The following is a 16,271-nucleotide window of genomic DNA, read 5'->3' as shown; positions in this document are numbered from 1 at the left end:
GTAGGGTAGAGCGCGTGGCTGAACACTTTGACACAGTTGTCCTTGGCGGAGGTCCGGGAGGTTACGTCGCTGCGATCCGGTCGGCGCAACTCGGGGCCAAAACTGCCGTAATCGAAGAGAAGTACTGGGGCGGTGTCTGCCTGAACGTGGGCTGCATCCCGTCCAAGGCGTTGCTGCGCAACGCCGAGCTGGCACATATCTTCAACCATCAGGCGAAGACCTTCGGGATGTCGGGGGACGTGACCTTCGATTTCGGTGCTGCGTTTGATCGCAGCCGTCAGGTCGCGGACCGGATGGTCAAGGGTGTCCACTTCCTGATGAAGAAGAACAAGATCACCGAGATCGACGGATACGGTCAGTTCACCGATGCGAAGACCATCAAGGTCGGCGACCGCGAGATCACGTTCGACAACGCGATCATCAGCACCGGCTCGGTGGTGAAGCTTCTGCCCGGCGTGGAACTGTCCGACAACGTCGTCACCTACGAGGATCAGATCCTCACCCGCGAACTCCCCGGCTCGATCGTGATCGTCGGCGCCGGCGCCATCGGCATGGAGTTCGGCTACGTGCTCGCCAACTACGGGGTCGACGTCACCATCGTCGAGTTCCTCGACCGTGTGCTTCCGAACGAAGACAAAGACGCGTCGAAGGAGCTGGCCAAGGCCTACAAGAAGCTCGGGATCAAGATCCTCACCTCCACCAAGGTGCAGTCGATCGATGACCAGGGTTCGAAGGTCGTCGTCAAGTACGTCGATGCCAAGGACAACGCCGGTGAGCTCACGGTCGACAAGGTCCTGATGTCGGTCGGCTTCGCGCCGCGTGTCGAAGGCTTCGGCCTCGACAAGACCGGCGTGGAGTTGACCGATCGTGGTGCCATCGCGATCGACGACCACATGCGCACCAACGTCGACGGCATCTACGCCATCGGCGACGTCACCGCGAAGCTGATGCTCGCGCACGTGGCCGAGGCCCAGGGCGTCATCGCTGCCGAGACCATCGGCGGAGCCGAGACGATGATCATCGACGACTACCGGATGATGCCGCGGGCGACGTTCTGTCAGCCGCAGGTCGCCTCCTTCGGTCTCACCGAGGACCAGGCCAACGACGAGGGTTTCGACGTGAAGGTCACCACCTTCCCGTTCTCCGCCAACGGCAAGGCGCACGGCCTCGGCGAACCCACCGGTTTCGTCAAGCTCATCACCGACAAGACCAACGACGAGCTGCTCGGCGGACATCTGGTCGGCGACAACGTCTCCGAGATGCTGCCCGAGCTGACACTGGCCCAGAAGTGGGACCTGACGGCCAAGGAACTGGCCCGCAACGTCCACACCCATCCGACGATGAGTGAAGCCATGCAGGAGACCTTCCATGGCGCCATCGGTCACATGATCAACCTGTAGTTTTCATGACTGATGAAGGGCCCGGCGACAATTCGCCGGGCCCTTCATTCATTTCCCGGCTCTGGACACCGCCGGGTCCACTGGATCTGCGGGCCACATTGGGTTTGCATCGCCGCGGTAGTGGCGACCCGTCCACCAGGTTCGCCCCGAACGGTTCGATCTGGCGGGCGGTCCATACCCCGGACGGTCCCGGGACCCTCGCTGTTTCACATCATGGTGCCGAGGTGCTGGGACGGGCGTGGGGTCCGGGTGGACCGTGGTTGCTCGAGCATCTGCCGAAAATGCTTGGCAGCGAGGACAACCCGGAGGAGTTCGTCGCCCACCACGCGGTCATCGCCAAGCTCGCCCGGCAGGGGCGAGGTTTGCGCATCGGACGCACGGATCGGGTCTGGGAGTCGCTGGCGGCCGGGGTGCTCGAGCAGAAGGTCACCGGCGCCGAGGCCTGGCGGTCATGGCGTTACATCCTGAAGAAGTACGGCGAACCGGCGCCGGGCGCGCCGAGTATGAGGGTGCCGCCGCCGCAACAGGTCTGGCGTGAGATCCCGCAGTGGGAATGGCATGCCAGTGGCGCGGAGCCGGCACGGCGACGGACAATCGTCTCCGCCGCCGGCTACGACGTGGAGCGCAAGGCCGATCGACTGCAGCTGCTGCGTGGGATCGGGCCATGGACGGCAGCGCAGACCAGGGTTCGCGCGGTCGGGGATGCCGATGCGGTGCCGGTCGGCGACTTCCACTATCCGTCGATGGTCGGCGGCGCGCTCATCGGCAAACGGGTCGACGACGACGGGATGCTCGAACTCCTCGAACCCTATGCCGGACATCGCTATCGGGTGATCCGCCTGATCGAGTTGTACATGCCGATGCCGGCCCGGCGGGCTCCCCGGATGCCGACCCGCGACTACCGGGACCTCTGACCGAGCGCCCACCCCGCACCACCGTCGACCGTGCCGATATCGCCGTCGAGCGTGCCGAAATCACCGTCGAGCGTGCCCAAGCGGTCAACGGTATGCGCCGCGATCGCGTAGATGGTGCTCGATTTCGCGCAGCAGATCGTCGGGCTCGTCCCGCATGCGTTCTGCCGTGACCCGGATGTTGACCCATCCCAACCGCTTCAACTTCGCATCCCTGGCCGCGTCGTGTGCCTTCTGCTCGGCTGATCCGTGGAAGTCGATGCCGTCGAACTCGATGCCTATCTTGAAACGCCGATACCCGAGGTCGAGGCGCGCGAACTCGTAACCGCGCTCGTCGAGCACGCCGATCTGGCCTTCCGGACGAGGCAGCTCGCCGTCGATGATCAGCAGCCGAAGCCAACTTTCCGGGGGTGATTCGGACGAGGTGTCGATGTGGGGCATGAGGCCGCGGATCTGTCTGATGCCGCGGGTATCGGGATGATCGACGATGTACCGCCAAAGCGAACGGAGGTCGAGTCCGGTGGCCTTGACGAGGTCGTCCAGATGGCCCAGCGCGCGCCACCGGGGTGGTCGCCGGCCCAGGTCGTAGGCGGTACGCAGCGCTGTCGTGATCCGGCGTCCGTCGATCAGTGTGATGTCGGTGGGGGCCAGATCCGCGCGGACGACCCGGATGCCGCCCCGGCAGCGCCCCTGTCCGGTGGGGTGACGACTGATCTCGACCGGGGAATCGTCGTCGAACCACCTCATTCCGTGGAGGAATGCGGCCGACAGGCCAGACAATGCCGCGGCCGGGCCTGCGCGGAGTAAGGCGGCGTCGATCAGGTCGAGCGGGCCCAACGTTTTGGTCGAGTTGATCAGGACTCCGCGGTGGAGGCGCCGATAATTCCTCTCCATCATCCGACGAGTGATGCCATCCGGCAGCGGGGCGTCGGGTCCCCAGAACGGATTGTCGCCAAGTGTCATGCCAATGTCGACGAGGACAATCGCTGCGCGGTTCCAGGCATTTTTCGACCTGTGGACAACTTTGGCACGGTCGACGGTTGTTTTGGCACGGTCGGCGGAGGTCGGGGTGCTGGTCAGACGCCCCTGCGCGCACTGTCGGAGTGGCAGGGCACCATGGGGACATGACCACTGGAATCACCGCCACCCGCGAGCAGGCTCAGACCATCCTCGAGCAGCTGGCCGGACCCGACGCCACGCTGCGCGACGACCAGTGGACGGCCATCGAGGCGCTGGTGGTCCAACGACGACGGGCGCTGGTGGTCCAACGGACCGGCTGGGGCAAGTCGGCCGTGTACTTCATCGCCGCCAAGTTGCTGCGGGCCGAAGGTCGGGGCGCGACCGTCATCGTGTCGCCGTTGCTGGCGCTGATGCGCAACCAGGTCGCGTCGGCGGAGCGGGCCGGGGTGAAGGCGGCGACGATCAACTCGGGCAACGTCACCGAGTGGGACGACATCCATGAGCGGGTGAACAGCGGCGACCTCGACGTACTGCTCGTCAGTCCCGAGCGACTCAACAATCCGGACTTCCGCGACAACGTCCTGCCTGCACTCGCCGCCGACGCCGGACTGGTGGTGGTCGACGAAGCGCACTGTGTGTCCGACTGGGGCCACGATTTCCGGCCCGACTATCGCCGGATCCGGACTCTGGTCGCCGAGTTGGGCACCGATGTGCCGGTCCTGGCCACCACCGCGACCGCCAATGATCGCGTCGTCGACGACGTTGCAGCCCAGCTCGGTGTCGGTGGCGGCGACACGCTGGTGTTGCGCGGTGGGCTCGATCGGGAGTCACTGCATCTGTCGGTGGTGAAGGTGCCCACGTCGGCCGAGCGGGTGGCATGGCTTGCCGCCCATATCGATTCGATCGAGGGGTCGGGCATCATCTACACCCTCACGGTGGCCGCCGCCCGCGACGTCGCAACGCTGCTCACCGACCTGGGACACAAGGTCGCCGCGTACACCGGCGCCACCGATTCGGGGGAGCGGGAACAACTCGAAGCCGACCTGATGGCCAACCGGGTCAAGGCGCTGGTCGCAACCTCCGCGCTCGGGATGGGTTTCGACAAACCCGACCTCGGCTTTGTCATCCATCTCGGCGCTCCGTCGTCGCCGATCGCCTACTACCAGCAGGTGGGCCGTGCCGGCCGTTCGACGGCCAGTGCCGAGGTGATCTTGCTACCAGGCAGTGAAGACCAGGAGATCTGGCGATACTTCGCGTCGGTGGCGTTCCCCCCGGAAGCGTTGGTGCGCAGGGTGATCGAGGTCCTCGATACCGACCGTCCACAGTCCACCCAGGCACTCGAGCCGCTGGTCGACCTGGGCCGCTCGCGGTTGGAGATGGTTCTGAAGGTGCTCGACGTCGACGGTGCGGTCAGGCGGGTGAAGGGCGGTTGGCTCGGGACCGGTCAGCCATGGGCGTATGACGAGGACCGCTACGAGAAACTGGAGATGGCCCGCAAGCGCGAGCAGCAGGCGATGCTCGACTATCAGAACACCCCCAACTGTCGGATGGCGTTCCTGCGCGCCCAGCTGGACGATCCCGACCTGGTGCCCGACAGCAAATGTGGACGCTGCGACAACTGTGCGGGACAACGGTATTCGCCGTCCGTCGACAACAAATCCCTCGAGGCGGCGCGGGAACAACTGCAGCGTCCGGGTGTGGAACTGGCTCCACGTAAGCAGTGGCCGTCCGGCATGAAGAAGCTGGGGGTCGACCTGTCGGGGAAGATCTCCGATGGGCCGTCGATGGGGCGCGTGATCGGCCGACTCAGTGACCTGGGATGGGGAAACCGACTGCGCCGACTCCTCGATGAGCCCGACGCGCCGGCTCCCGAAGAGATGCTGCGCGGCGCGGTGGCCGTTCTGGCCGCATGGCCGTGGCAGACCCGGCCGACCGCCATCATGGGCCTCGACTCGGATACGCACCCCATCCTGATCGGCTCTGTCGTCGACCGGCTCTCCGAACTGGGCCGTCTGACCAACCTCGGGACGTTGCGGTATTCACCGGAACACCGCCCGGTCACGGCGGCCAACTCGGCGTACCGGGTTGCGGCCCTGGCTGATGCGTGGACGGATCCGGACCCTGCGATGATCGCGCAACTCGCCGGCCCGGTGCTCCTGGTCGACGACCTCGCCGACACCGGGTGGACGATGACGATGGCGGCGCGTCAACTCCGTCGCGCCGGCGTGGCCGAGGTGCTGCCGTTTGCGCTGGCGAGTACCAACTGAGGGTGTATCACCGGTGATACACTTGGGTATGGAGAGCGTGACAGTTCGCGCGTTGCGAAACCACGGTGGTGAAGTCTTGGACAAGGTCCTTCGCGGTGAGAGCCTCGTGGTGACCAGGGATGGTAAGGAAGTCGCGGAGTTGATCCCCCGGCGGCGGTCACCGGTGACCACCGTGGAGTTGATCGCGCGGCGCCGCAATCTCCCGCCGATTGATCCCGAACAGTTCCGGCGGGACCTCGATGACACCATCGATCCGTCGCTGTGAGTACCGGCGAGCCCGTGCAGACCGATGAACGCGGATTGCTTGACACTTCGACAGTGATCCTGCTCGGGCGCCTGACGGATACCGACGAACTGCCGGCGCACTGCGAGATCAGCGCGGTGACTTTGGCAGAGTTGTCGGTGGGCCCGCATGTCGCTGCGACACCAGCGGAACGGTCCGGCCGCCAAGCCCATCTCCAGCAAGCCGAGGCCGACTTTGACGCCGTTCCGTTTGACGCCGCCTCAGCGCGGGCGTTCGGACGGGTGGCAGCGTCGTTGCGGCAAGCCGGCCGAAAGCCGTCCGCCCGGGCGTATGACGCGCTGATCGCGGCAACAGCGATTGCCCACGGATTGCCGCTCTATACCTGCAATCCGAGCGAATTTGCGGGTATCGATGACCTGGATCTGCGCCCCGTTACGCACCCCGACGGTCCTGCGACGAGTGGCTCCGAGCACTGACCACCGTTCCGCGGCTCTTCGAGTCGCCGGGCTTTTCGGTCAGCGCAGGTGGAGCCGCATCAGCACTCGGGGATGACCGGCCAGCACCGACGTGGTGTCGGCGGCGTGGGTGAAGCCGGCGCGTTCGAAGTTCTTTCGGATCCCGGCGTACGCCATCGTCAGGTCGACCTTGGCATCACCGTTGTCGAGCGGGTACGCCTCGATCGCCGTCGCTCCTTGGGCGCGGGCGAACTCGACCGCTCCGGTGATCAGGGCGTGCGAGATCCCCTGTTTGCGATGACCGGGGCGGACACGGATGCACCACAGCGACCAGACCGGCAGGTCGTCGACATGCGGGATCTTGCGGTTGCGTGCGAAGGAGGTCTCCGAGCGCGGCGCCACGGCGGCCCAGCCGACCGGCTCGTCACCGTCGTAGGCGAGGACCCCCGGCGGCGGGTCGGCACGGCACAGCTCGGCGACGTACTCACCGCGGGCCGGCCCGCGAAGCTCGTTGTTGAGCTTGGACGGGATCCGGTAGCTCAGGCACCAGCAGACGTTGGCACCCGGCGACTTCGGTCCGAGCAGGGTGCGGACATCTTCGAAGTCTGAAGCCGGACGAACGTCAATGGTCATGGCGTTGGAGTCTGGGGAAGTTGGCCGGCAGTCGATCGTTCCGGATCCTGAATCCGGGCGAAGGGCTTCGCTGCCTCGAGTTCGAAAGCGAGCTCGAGCAGGGTGCGTTCGTCACCGTGGGCGGCGGAGAGTTGGACTCCGATGGGCAGTCCATCCCTGGTGCGCCCCATGGGCAATGAGATGGCCGGACCGCCGGCGGCATTGTTCAGGGGTGTGAAGCTGACGTAGTTGACCAGTCGCGGGAACATCACCTCGAATCCGGCAGCGGGGGAGAGGTAGCCGAGTTCGGGTGTGGTGTGGCCGACGACGGGTGAGAGTGTCACCTCGAGATCGGAGAACGCTGCGCGATACTGCTTTTCGCTGCGTTTCAATCCGCGGATCGATGCCGGCGTCAGCCACGGTCGGCGCAGGAAGTCGCGGGCCAACCCGGCTGTGAGTGGGTCGACCTTGGTTCTGTCGAACCGGTCTCCGGTCACCTGCTTGCCGAAATACTTCGAGGAGAACGCCAGCAGCGCCCAATAGTGGACGAAGTCGCGGACGAACGTCTGATCGGTGGGGACCGCGACCTCTGAAACGTCATGACCGAGCGAGGTCAACAGCTCCGCCGTCTGCAGAACGGCATCTCTGGTTTCTGCATCGGTGGGGTCGCCGACGATGGAATTGGTGATCAGACCGATTCGCAACCGACGATCTGACGGACCTTCGACCTGCCCGATCGGCTTCAACTTCTTTGCAGGCCGGTACATTTCGATGGCAGCGGCGAACGCCGCGGTGTCCCGTACGGTGCGCGTCAGAGCGCCGTTGGACACGATGTCGACCGGCATGGCCTTGCCCTGCATCGACTGCACCTCGCGGCCGCGGGTCATCTTCAGTCCCACCAGGCCGCACGCCGCGGCGGGGATCCGGATCGAGCCACCTCCGTCGTTGGCGTGGGCGATCGGAACGACTCCGGCGGCCACCATTGCGGCCGAACCGCCGGACGATGCACCCGACGAGTACCCGGTGTGCCAGGGGTTCCGGGTGGGCGGCAGGTCAACGAATTCGGTGGTGGCGTTGAAGCCGAACTCGGGCAGGGTGGTTTTGCCGAGCACGGTCATGCCGGTCGACAGGTACTGGTCGGCGTAGGGCTCGTTGGCCGTCTTCGGTGTGGGACGGACGGCCTGTGAACCGAACGCTGTCGGTAGACCGGCAATGTGGGTGTTGTCTTTGACGAAGGTCGGCACTCCGGCGAGCACGCCACGCGCCGGACGATCGGAAGCGGCGAGCGCGCGGTCGAAATCGCGTACGACCAAGGCATTGAGGTCTGGATTCACCTGTTCTGCTCGGACGATGGCGGCTTCGGCGGCCTCGCGGGCGCTGATCTCGCCGGCCGCGATGGCGGCGGCCAGGGACACTGCGTCATGCTCGCCCAGTGCATCGTCGGTGAAAGCGTGGACGTGGGTGCGATCGGCCATGCGCACACGGTACTGCAGAGAATTGGTCTGACCACTTGACCTCTTACCGTCGGCGGTCCTACGGTCGGATCATGCCGTTCCAGCCGATCGAACATCGCAGCGTCCCCGAGGACGTCTTCGAGCAGATCATCGAAGGCGTACTCAGCGGTGATCTGGCTCCCGGACAGTCGTTGCCCAGCGAACGGGAACTCGCGCGCGTGCTCGGTGTCTCGCGGCCCGCCGTGCGGGAGGCGTTGAAACGGGTGGCCGCGGCCGGGCTCGTCACGATCAGGCAGGGAGACGGCACCACCGTCCGGGATGTGCGGAAGTTCGGCGGTCTGGACCTGTTACCCCGCCTGCTCATCAGACAGGGCGAACTCGATGTGTCGGTGGCCCGTTCGGTCATCGAGGCCAGAGCTCACATCGGACCCAAGGTGGCAGAGCTGGCGGCGCTGCGTGCGAACGACGAACAGATCGCTGTCGTGCGTGATGCCGCGACCACGCTTGCTGATCTGGCCGACCCCATTGAGCAACAGGTTGTTGCGCTGGACTTTTGGGATGCACTGGTGGACGGCGCGGATTCGATCGCGTTCCGATTGATGTACAACACGATGCGGGCCGCGTACGAGCCCGCTCTCCCGGCGCTGGCCGGTGCGCTGTCGGCGGAGGTCGGGAATTCCGGCGGCTACCGCGCGATCGTTGCCGCCGTTGAAAGGCATGATCCAGCCGGTGCTGCGCGCGCCGCGGCGGTGCTGCTCGAACCCGCCACCACAACCCTGATGTCGGCGTTCACCGAGATGGAAGACCTGCTCCGAGAGGACCCCGATGGTGAATGAACAAGCGGCAACCGGGCGCAAGGACCGCCGGAAGGTCACTCTGCAGAGCGCCTTTCGTGAGTTCGTCAGGTATCCCTCACCATGGATGATCATCGTGTTCCTGGGTGCTTCGGCAGTCGCACGCGTGGTGGTCGGTGATTTTTCCTGGACCGATGCGCTGGTCCCCGTCGTGATGGTTCTGTTGTTCCCGTTTGCGGAGTGGATGATTCACGTCTGCATCCTGCATTGGCGACCCCGGACCGTTGTCGGGCTGAAGATCGACACCCTGCTCTCGCGCAAACACCGGGAGCACCACCACAATCCACGCGACGTCCCACTGATCTTCATTCCCTGGCAGGTCCTGTGTCTCATCTTGCCGGTGGCCCTCGCGCTCGGTCTGTTGGCCTTTGGCAGAACGGGCCTGGGTTTGACGTTCATGGTGACGCTCGGGATTCTCGGGCTGATCTACGAGTGGACGCATTACCTGATCCACACCGACTACAAGCCGAAATCCGGCCTCTACAGGGCGACCTGGCGCCACCACCGGTTCCATCACTACAAAAACGAGCACTACTGGTTCACGGTCACCACGTCGGGAACCGCGGACCGGCTACTCGGTACGAATCCCGATCCGGAGTCGGTGGAGAAATCTCCGACCGCCAAGAACCTGCACGCGATGAGTTGAATTCATCACGGGAGGTGGGGGCCGTCCTGCGCCAGATCCAGTGAGCGAAGGCGTTTGGCGTCCTGGCCTGGTGGTGCACCGAACATCCGTCGGTATTCGCGGTTGAACTGCGTCGGACTGTCATATCCGACGAGATGGGCCACGCCGGTGACATCGCCGGCATCGGCGAGCAACAGGGTCCGCGCCTGCTGGAGGCGGATGCTCTTCTGGAACTGCAACGGACTCATCGCCGTGATGGCGCGAAACCGCCGGTGGAACGTCGAGGTGCTCATCCCGGCCATGCCTGCCAGGTCGGAGATGCGCACCGGCTCTGCATAGTTGCCACGGATCCACCGGATGGCGTGATTGATGTGGGTGAGATCGCTGTCGGGCAGGCCGATCTGACGGACGGCATCGGAGTGGGGGCCGGTGAGCAGACGCCAGAGAATCTCCTGCTCGATCAGCGGGGCCAGAACGGGAGCATCTGACGGGTGATCGATCAGGCGGAGCATCCGGACCACCGCGTCCAGTAATGCCGGCCCGGCCCGACCGGTGGTGATGGTCGCCGGATTGCCGGTCCTGCTGCGCCCCCAGGTTTCGGCCGGTTTCTGGAGCAGCAGTGGGGCGATCCGGTCCGGACGTAGCCTCAGTCCGACACCCAGCGCGGGTGTTCGAGTGCTCGCGCCGATGAAGTGACCCGTGACCGGTAGATCCGCGGTCACGACCAGGCACTGGCCGGCGTGGTACTCGAAAACCTTCTCGCCCAGCAGAAGTCGTTTCGCGCCCTGGGCCATCACCACAAGTAGCGGTTCGGTCAGCGAATGATCCGGTGTGGCCGTCGCGACCTTGGACACCAGCAGCCCGTCGATCGGAGTCCGCATGTCGGACCGGGCCGCCGGTTCGATACGCCGGCAGAGCTCGGCCAAGAGTGCGGGGGATTCGTCCATACGCAATCTAAGCATCCCCAGATCTGATCAGGCAACCTGTTTCAGGCGTAATCGGCAGGATTGGGCAAGACCGCAACAGGATTGGTCTACCGACGCGGTGGCGCCTCGGAGTTGAGTGGTGGGTGACCCGATTGCAGCATTTCCAACCTGATTGAAGGACGCCACCATGTCACTGGACCGCTACGTCACACTCGGCCGCTCAGGCCTGCGCGTCAGCCCATTCGCGCTCGGCGCGATGACCTTCGGCGAAGATCCGGGCGGCGCCGGATGCAGTGTCGAAGAGTCCGAGAAGATCCTCTCGACGTATCTCGACCTCGGCGGCAACTTCATCGATACCGCGAACTTCTATACCAATGGCCATTCGGAAGCCATCCTCGGCGACTACTTCGCGGCACGTCCCGGACGACGTGACCGCGTTGTGCTGGCATCGAAGTTCTTCACCAATCTCCATCCCGGCGATCCCAACGGTGGTGGTGCCGGACGCGCATCGATCATCGCCCAGCTCGACGAGAGCCTGCGGCGCATGAAGACTGATCACCTCGATGTGTACTGGTTGCACAATTGGGACCGCAACACCCCGATCGAGGAAACCATGCGGGCCCTCGACGACCTGGTGCGGGCCGGCAAGATCCGCTATATCGGGTTCTCGAACATCCCCGCCTGGGTGACCGCCCAGGCGCAGGTGACGGCGATGCTCAAAGGCTGGACGCCACTGATCGCGCTGCAGGTCGAGTACTCCTTGCTGGCGCGGACCGTCGAGGGCGAGATCGCCCCGCTCGCAGCAGATATGGGGATGGCGCTAGTGCCGTGGAGCCCCCTCAGGAACGGCTTTCTCTCGGGCAAGTACCGCAGTGGGGTCGAGGTCACCGATTCGGCACGTGCGGCTTTTGTCGGTGGCCCCAGTGAGGCGGAGTACAAGGTGATCGACGCAGTGACCGCGGTGGCCGATGAGCTGGGGACCAGCCCCTCAGCGGTGTCTCTGGCATGGTTGCGCGGCCGCAGCGGCACGATCGTGCCGATTTTGGGTGCTCGTCGCCTGGAGCATCTCACCAGTAATCTCGCCGCGCTCGAGTTGTCGCTGACGGCCGAGCAGATCAAGCGGCTCGATGAGGTGTCCGTGCCAGATCTGAACTACCCGGCTCCGGTGAACGGTGCGGTGCGCTCGATGCTCCAGTTCGGTGGAATCACCGTCGACGATGAGCAGTCCACCGCCTATCCGCCACTGGCACTGAGTGACACCCGCTATTGAGACGTGCTCAGAAGTCTCGTTGGATCCGCAATGTGCCGATGGTGGTGGCCAGTGAATCGTATTGTCCGACAAGGAGGACGAACTCGATCAGCTGACGCTCGTCGAGGTGGGAGGACAGCTCTTTCCAGGTGTTGTCACGCAGGTCCTTCGTCTGCACCAATTCGTCGACGCCGCGCAGCAGGGCCGCCTCCAGGTCCGTCCAGCCGGCGTCCGGTCCGGCCAGGATGCGGCCGAACTCGGTGTCATCGATTCCGGCCCGACCACCGAGGCGCTTGTGGTGATCCAACTCGTACTGGCAGTTCCGCAGATGGGCAGTCCGGATGATGACCATCTCGGCGTGGTGCCGCGAGAGTTTGCCGAACGGCATCATCCGGCTCGAGAAATGCAGCCATCCCCGGAACAGGCCCTTGGCCCGCCCGAGTGTCGAGAAGATGTGCGCGTCGGGAACCCCGATGACGCGGGCGGCGCCTCGGCTGAACACCCAGTTGAAGGGCCCGAGCTGACGGAAGTTGCCAGGATCGATGCGTGGTGTGGTCACGTCTGCCAACGTAGCGGAAGGCGCGTCGAGTAATGCCTGATCACCGACCTGCTCGTTCGAGGACTAGAGTTCTATCGGTGCGTCGGATACTGATCGTCATCGCGGGAGCGATTGCTGCGATGTCGATACTGGCGGGCTGCGGGGATGACGGCGGTACCGGAATCACTCGGCTCGAGGAGTCGGGTGTGCTGCGGGTGGGCACCGAGGGTACGTATCCGCCGTTCAGTTACCACGATTCGGCCACCGGCGAACTCGTCGGCTATGACGTCGAAGTGGCGAAGGAAGTCGCCGAGAAGATGGGCCTGCGGGTCGAGTTCGTCGAGACACCATGGGATTCGATTTTCGCCGCGCTCGAATCGAACCGGTTCGACGTCGTTGCCAATCAGGTGACCATCACCGATGAGCGCAAGGCCAAATACGACCTGTCGACGCCGTACGCGATCGGCGAGGGCGTGATCGTGACGAGGGCCGACGACAACTCGATCACCTCGCTCGCCGATCTCAAGGGCAAGACCACGGCGCAGTCCGAGACCAGTAACTGGGCGCAGGTCGCGCGGGACGCGGGAGCCGACGTGGAGTCGGTCGAGGGCTTCACCCAGGCCATCAAGCTGCTCAACCAGGGCCGGGTGCAGGCGACGGTGAACGACAGCCTGTCCGTCCTCGCCTATCAGGCGACCACCGGCGACACGAGCATCAAGATCGCCGCGAACATCGGCGAGAGGAGTGAGCAGGCGTTCGCGGCGCGACGGGACAGCGGGCTGATCGACGAGATCGATGCTGCGCTCGAGGAGCTCAGGAGCGACGGCACCCTCGCAGCGATATCGCAGGCCTATCTCGACGCCAACGCCGCCGGCACATCGGAACCGAAGACCGCGCCGAGTACGTGGGAGCTGATCGCGGAGAACCTGTGGCCGATGGCCAAAGCCACCATCACCGTGACCATCCCGTTGACCGCGATCAGCTTCTTCTTCGGTCTGATCATCGCGCTCGGTGTGGCGCTGGCGCGGATGTCCAAGAGTCGGGCGTTGTCGTCGGTCGCGCGTGTCTACATCTCGCTGATCCGCGGAACACCGCTGCTGGTCCAGCTTTTCATCATCTTCTATGCACTTCCCGAACTGAACATCCTGATCGATCCGTTCCCGGCCGCGGCGATCGCCTTCAGTCTCAATGTCGGTGGTTATGGCGCCGAGATCATCAGGTCCGCCATCGGCAGCATCCCGAAGGGGCAGTGGGAGGCCGCCGAGACCATCGGGATGAGTTATCCGGTCGCGCTGCGGCGGATCATTTTGCCGCAGGCGTTGCGCACCGCCGTCCCGCCGCTGTCGAACACGTTGATCTCACTGGTCAAGGACACCTCGCTGGCCTCGACGATCCTGGTGACCGAACTGCTGCGCACCGCCCAGATCGCCGCAGCACCGACCTTCGAGTTCTTTGCCCTGTACGGCACTGCCGCCCTGTACTACTGGGTGGTGTGCCTCGTATTGTCGTCGGTACAGGGCCGCATCGAGATCCGACTGGACAGGTACGTGGCGAAATGACCGAAACTCCCGTGCCGAAGCGCCCAGCTGCCGGCGAGGTGGGCGACCAAGTGACCGTGACCGGTCTGCAGAAGTCCTACGGCGACAACCACGTGTTGCGCGGCATCGACTTCACCGTCCGAGCCGGCTCGGTCACCACGATCATCGGTCCGTCGGGGTCGGGCAAGACAACGATCCTGCGTTCACTCAATGCCCTCGACATGCCGGATGGCGGCCAGATCACCATCGGCGATGTGGCCGTCGACTTCGACAAACCGATACCCAAGGCTCAGCTGGTCAGATATCGGGCACAGTCGGGCATGGTCTTTCAGGGCCACAACCTGTTTCCCCACAAAACCGTGTTGGAGAACATCATCGAGGGTCCGTTGATCGTGCAGAAGCGGCCCCGTGCCGAGGTCGTCGCCGAGGCGGAGGCACTGTTGCAACAGGTCGGGCTGTCGGACAAACGGGACCAATACCCCCATCAACTCTCCGGTGGACAACAACAGCGCGTGGGAATCGCTCGCGCCCTGGCACTCAAGCCTCGGCTGATGCTGTTCGACGAACCGACGTCCGCGCTCGATCCCGAGCTCGTCGGAGAGGTCCTCGGGGTCATGAAAGACCTTGCCACCCAAGGCTGGACGATGATCGTGGTGACCCACGAGATCCATTTCGCGCAGAAGGTCGCCGACCAGGTGCTGTTCGTCGACGGTGGCATCGTGCTGGAGCAGGGTCCTCCGTCCGAGGTGCTCGCCAAGCCGAAACATCAACGGACGAAACAGTTCCTACGTCGGATCCTCGACCCGGTCTAGCCGCGTCAGCGCACCAGGTACGGCGAGACCGTGCTGCGGTGTTCGTCGATGTCGAGTTTCGCCCCGAGCGCCGGGAACGCGCGCTGAGGGCAGTTCATCCTTTCGCATACGCGGCAACCCGCACCGATGAGCGTCACATTGGCCTGCGGGCCGATCTCCAGCCCGTCCGAGTAGACCAGCCGGGCGGCATGGCGCTGTTCGCAACCGAGTCCGATGGCGAAGGTCTTGCCGGGCTGGCCATAACGCGCCGCCCGGCGTTCGACGGTCCGGGCGACCCAGAGGTAGTTGCGGCCGTCCGGCATCTGGGCGATCTGGGTCTGGATCTTGCCGGGCGAACCGAAGGTCTCGTACACATTCCACAGGGGGCACGTGCCGCCGCTGCTGGAGAAGTGGAATCCGGTGGCGGACTGTCGCTTCGACATGTTTCCTGCGCGGTCGACCCGGACGAAGGTGAACGGGACGCCCCGCAGGTTCGGGCGCTGCAGCGTGGAGAGCCGGTGGCAGATCGTCTCGTATGAGACCGCGTAGAACGCCGACAGCCGTTCGATGTCGTAGCGGTAGTCCTCGGCCGCGCCGTGGAACTGGGCGTAGGGCAGTACCGCGGCGGCGGCGTAATAGTTCGCCATCCCGAGCAGTGCCAGCGCGCGGGCCTCATCGGACGTGAAATTGCCCTCGTCGACCATGTCGCGCATGAGGTCACCGCATTCGAGATGACCCAGTTCGGCAGCCATCTTGAACACCCGCTGACCCTGCGAGAGGTGGCCGGAGATATCCAGGCGGCGCGTCTCGGGGTCGAAGTGGTGCAGGACCGTGTCGCCGAGGTCGACGCGTCGCACGATCTGCACGCCGTGGACGGTCTGCAGACGGTTCGCGATCTCGCTACGAACGTCACCGGAGTGCATCCGCATCCGGGTCGTGAGCTCCTCGGCGGCGACGTCGAGCTCGTGGAGGTAGTTGTGTCGCTGATAGAAGTAGTCGCGAACCTCTTCATGGGGGGCGCTGATGGAACCCCTCATGGTGCCGTCGCCGCGTTCGTCGGTGGCCGCAGCGAGCTGTTCGGTGGCGATCCGATACCGGCGGTGGAGGTTCACCATGGCCTTGGCCATATCGGGATGTGTGGTCACCAGGTCGGTGATCTCCTGGGCGTCGGCATTCGCGCCGAGGTCCTCGTCCATCATCACTTCGCGCATCTCGGCGATGAGCCGGGCGTTGTCCTGAGAGTTGAAGAACCCGGTGTCGACCCCGAAGACCTCGCTGATCCTGAGCAAGACCGGAACGGTCAGGGGCCGGGCGTCGTGTTCGATCTGGTTCAGATAGGACGGAGAGATCTCGAGTGACTGCGCCAGCGCAACCTGGGACATGCCGCGCTCGGAGCGCAGCTGTCGCAAACGTGCGCCGACGTAGGTCTTGGACATCCTTCTAGGGT

At 64.8% G+C, this 16,271-nt stretch carries 16 protein-coding genes; 10 read left to right on the top strand and 6 right to left on the bottom strand.

Annotated elements, in window-relative coordinates; all coding sequences use genetic code 11:
- Positions 1-14 precede the first annotated feature (14 nt).
- Positions 15-1,400, top strand: coding sequence for a dihydrolipoyl dehydrogenase (gene lpdA, locus AC51GT_RS17635; protein ID WP_496325038.1), 1,386 nt, complete (start codon positions 15-17; stop codon positions 1,398-1,400).
- 5 nt (positions 1,401-1,405) lie between these two features.
- Positions 1,406-2,314 carry a DNA-3-methyladenine glycosylase family protein gene (locus AC51GT_RS17630; protein ID WP_496329591.1) on the top strand — a complete coding sequence of 303 codons (909 nt, stop codon included), beginning with the start codon at positions 1,406-1,408 and terminating at the stop codon, positions 2,312-2,314.
- An 84-nt stretch (positions 2,315-2,398) separates the two neighbouring features.
- On the opposite strand, the gene AC51GT_RS17625 is transcribed toward AC51GT_RS17630, so the two are convergent.
- Positions 2,399-3,274, bottom strand: coding sequence for an endonuclease domain-containing protein (locus tag AC51GT_RS17625; protein WP_496329590.1), 876 nt, complete (start codon positions 3,272-3,274; stop codon positions 2,399-2,401).
- Between the two features lie 161 nt (positions 3,275-3,435).
- On the opposite strand from AC51GT_RS17625, the gene AC51GT_RS17620 reads away from it, so the two are divergent.
- From AC51GT_RS17620 to AC51GT_RS17610, 3 genes are read left to right on the top strand one after another with little or no spacing between them, the layout of a single operon-like run.
- Positions 3,436-5,538: a RecQ family ATP-dependent DNA helicase gene (locus tag AC51GT_RS17620; RefSeq protein ID WP_496329589.1), complete on the top strand. Its 2,103-nt coding sequence runs from the start codon at positions 3,436-3,438 to the stop codon at positions 5,536-5,538.
- Between the two features lie 28 nt (positions 5,539-5,566).
- Complete coding sequence (locus AC51GT_RS17615) at positions 5,567-5,803, top strand: type II toxin-antitoxin system Phd/YefM family antitoxin (protein WP_496329588.1); 237 nt, start codon at positions 5,567-5,569, stop codon at positions 5,801-5,803.
- A complete protein-coding gene (locus tag AC51GT_RS17610; RefSeq protein ID WP_496329587.1) occupies positions 5,800-6,258 on the top strand; it encodes a type II toxin-antitoxin system VapC family toxin in 459 nt (152 codons plus the stop codon). The genes AC51GT_RS17615 and AC51GT_RS17610 overlap by 4 nt, the downstream gene beginning before the upstream one ends.
- 39 nt (positions 6,259-6,297) lie before the next feature.
- Here the strand turns inward: AC51GT_RS17610 and AC51GT_RS17605 are convergent, their stop codons facing one another.
- Entirely contained in the window at positions 6,298-6,870 is a 573-nt protein-coding gene (locus AC51GT_RS17605) for a GNAT family N-acetyltransferase (protein WP_496325032.1), read from the bottom strand.
- On the bottom strand, positions 6,867-8,324 hold the full coding sequence (locus AC51GT_RS17600; protein ID WP_496329586.1) for an amidase: 1,458 nt from the start codon (positions 8,322-8,324) through the stop codon (positions 6,867-6,869). Before AC51GT_RS17600 ends, AC51GT_RS17605 begins: the two co-directional genes overlap by 4 nt.
- Before the next feature lie 71 nt (positions 8,325-8,395).
- Between AC51GT_RS17600 and AC51GT_RS17595 the strand changes: the two genes are divergently transcribed.
- Both AC51GT_RS17595 and AC51GT_RS17590 read left to right on the top strand, forming a co-directional pair.
- On the top strand, positions 8,396-9,139 hold the full coding sequence (locus AC51GT_RS17595) for a FadR/GntR family transcriptional regulator (protein ID WP_496329585.1): 744 nt from the start codon (positions 8,396-8,398) through the stop codon (positions 9,137-9,139).
- The gene (locus tag AC51GT_RS17590; RefSeq protein ID WP_496329584.1) at positions 9,129-9,803 is read left to right on the top strand and encodes a sterol desaturase family protein; all 675 of its coding nucleotides are present in this window, start codon (positions 9,129-9,131) and stop codon (positions 9,801-9,803) included. The genes AC51GT_RS17595 and AC51GT_RS17590 overlap by 11 nt, the downstream gene beginning before the upstream one ends.
- 5 nt (positions 9,804-9,808) lie before the next feature.
- Here AC51GT_RS17590 and AC51GT_RS17585 read toward each other — a convergent pair whose 3' ends face one another.
- A complete protein-coding gene (locus AC51GT_RS17585) occupies positions 9,809-10,729 on the bottom strand; it encodes an AraC family transcriptional regulator (protein WP_496329583.1) in 921 nt (306 codons plus the stop codon).
- 166 nt (positions 10,730-10,895) lie between these two features.
- On the opposite strand from AC51GT_RS17585, the gene AC51GT_RS17580 reads away from it, so the two are divergent.
- On the top strand, positions 10,896-11,978 hold the full coding sequence (locus AC51GT_RS17580; RefSeq protein ID WP_496329582.1) for an aldo/keto reductase: 1,083 nt from the start codon (positions 10,896-10,898) through the stop codon (positions 11,976-11,978).
- A 7-nt stretch (positions 11,979-11,985) separates the two neighbouring features.
- Here the strand turns inward: AC51GT_RS17580 and AC51GT_RS17575 are convergent, their stop codons facing one another.
- A complete protein-coding gene (locus AC51GT_RS17575; RefSeq protein ID WP_496325026.1) occupies positions 11,986-12,516 on the bottom strand; it encodes a carboxymuconolactone decarboxylase family protein in 531 nt (176 codons plus the stop codon).
- 119 nt (positions 12,517-12,635) lie between these two features.
- Here AC51GT_RS17575 and AC51GT_RS17570 point away from each other — a divergent pair, with 119 nt between their 5' ends.
- Positions 12,636-14,054 (top strand): ABC transporter permease subunit, encoded by a 1,419-nt coding sequence (locus tag AC51GT_RS17570; RefSeq protein ID WP_496325071.1) that lies wholly within the window; start codon positions 12,636-12,638, stop codon positions 14,052-14,054.
- Positions 14,051-14,845 carry an amino acid ABC transporter ATP-binding protein gene (locus AC51GT_RS17565; protein ID WP_496329581.1) on the top strand — a complete coding sequence of 265 codons (795 nt, stop codon included), beginning with the start codon at positions 14,051-14,053 and terminating at the stop codon, positions 14,843-14,845. Before AC51GT_RS17570 ends, AC51GT_RS17565 begins: the two co-directional genes overlap by 4 nt.
- 5 nt (positions 14,846-14,850) lie before the next feature.
- Here the strand turns inward: AC51GT_RS17565 and ramB are convergent, their stop codons facing one another.
- Complete coding sequence (ramB, locus tag AC51GT_RS17560; RefSeq protein ID WP_496325024.1) at positions 14,851-16,260, bottom strand: acetate metabolism transcriptional regulator RamB; 1,410 nt, start codon at positions 16,258-16,260, stop codon at positions 14,851-14,853.
- Positions 16,261-16,271: the final 11 nt, after the last annotated feature.

It is taken from the genome of Williamsia sp. z34, assembly GCF_059553395.1.
This window is presented reverse-complemented; position numbering and strand designations above follow the sequence as displayed.

Coding starts and splice junctions, on each gene's coding strand:
- AC51GT_RS17630 (WP_496329591.1), top strand. CDS start 1,406: ATGACTGATGAAGGGCCCGGCGACAATTCGCCGGGCCCTTCATTCATT.
- AC51GT_RS17625 (WP_496329590.1), bottom strand. CDS start 3,274: ATGACACTTGGCGACAATCCGTTCTGGGGACCCGACGCCCCGCTGCCG.
- AC51GT_RS17620 (WP_496329589.1), top strand. CDS start 3,436: ATGACCACTGGAATCACCGCCACCCGCGAGCAGGCTCAGACCATCCTC.
- AC51GT_RS17615 (WP_496329588.1), top strand. CDS start 5,567: ATGGAGAGCGTGACAGTTCGCGCGTTGCGAAACCACGGTGGTGAAGTC.
- AC51GT_RS17605 (WP_496325032.1), bottom strand. CDS start 6,870: ATGACCATTGACGTTCGTCCGGCTTCAGACTTCGAAGATGTCCGCACC.
- AC51GT_RS17600 (WP_496329586.1), bottom strand. CDS start 8,324: ATGGCCGATCGCACCCACGTCCACGCTTTCACCGACGATGCACTGGGC.
- AC51GT_RS17595 (WP_496329585.1), top strand. CDS start 8,396: ATGCCGTTCCAGCCGATCGAACATCGCAGCGTCCCCGAGGACGTCTTC.
- AC51GT_RS17590 (WP_496329584.1), top strand. CDS start 9,129: ATGGTGAATGAACAAGCGGCAACCGGGCGCAAGGACCGCCGGAAGGTC.
- AC51GT_RS17585 (WP_496329583.1), bottom strand. CDS start 10,729: ATGGACGAATCCCCCGCACTCTTGGCCGAGCTCTGCCGGCGTATCGAA.
- AC51GT_RS17580 (WP_496329582.1), top strand. CDS start 10,896: ATGTCACTGGACCGCTACGTCACACTCGGCCGCTCAGGCCTGCGCGTC.
- AC51GT_RS17570 (WP_496325071.1), top strand. CDS start 12,636: ATGTCGATACTGGCGGGCTGCGGGGATGACGGCGGTACCGGAATCACT.
- AC51GT_RS17565 (WP_496329581.1), top strand. CDS start 14,051: ATGACCGAAACTCCCGTGCCGAAGCGCCCAGCTGCCGGCGAGGTGGGC.
- ramB (WP_496325024.1), bottom strand. CDS start 16,260: ATGTCCAAGACCTACGTCGGCGCACGTTTGCGACAGCTGCGCTCCGAG.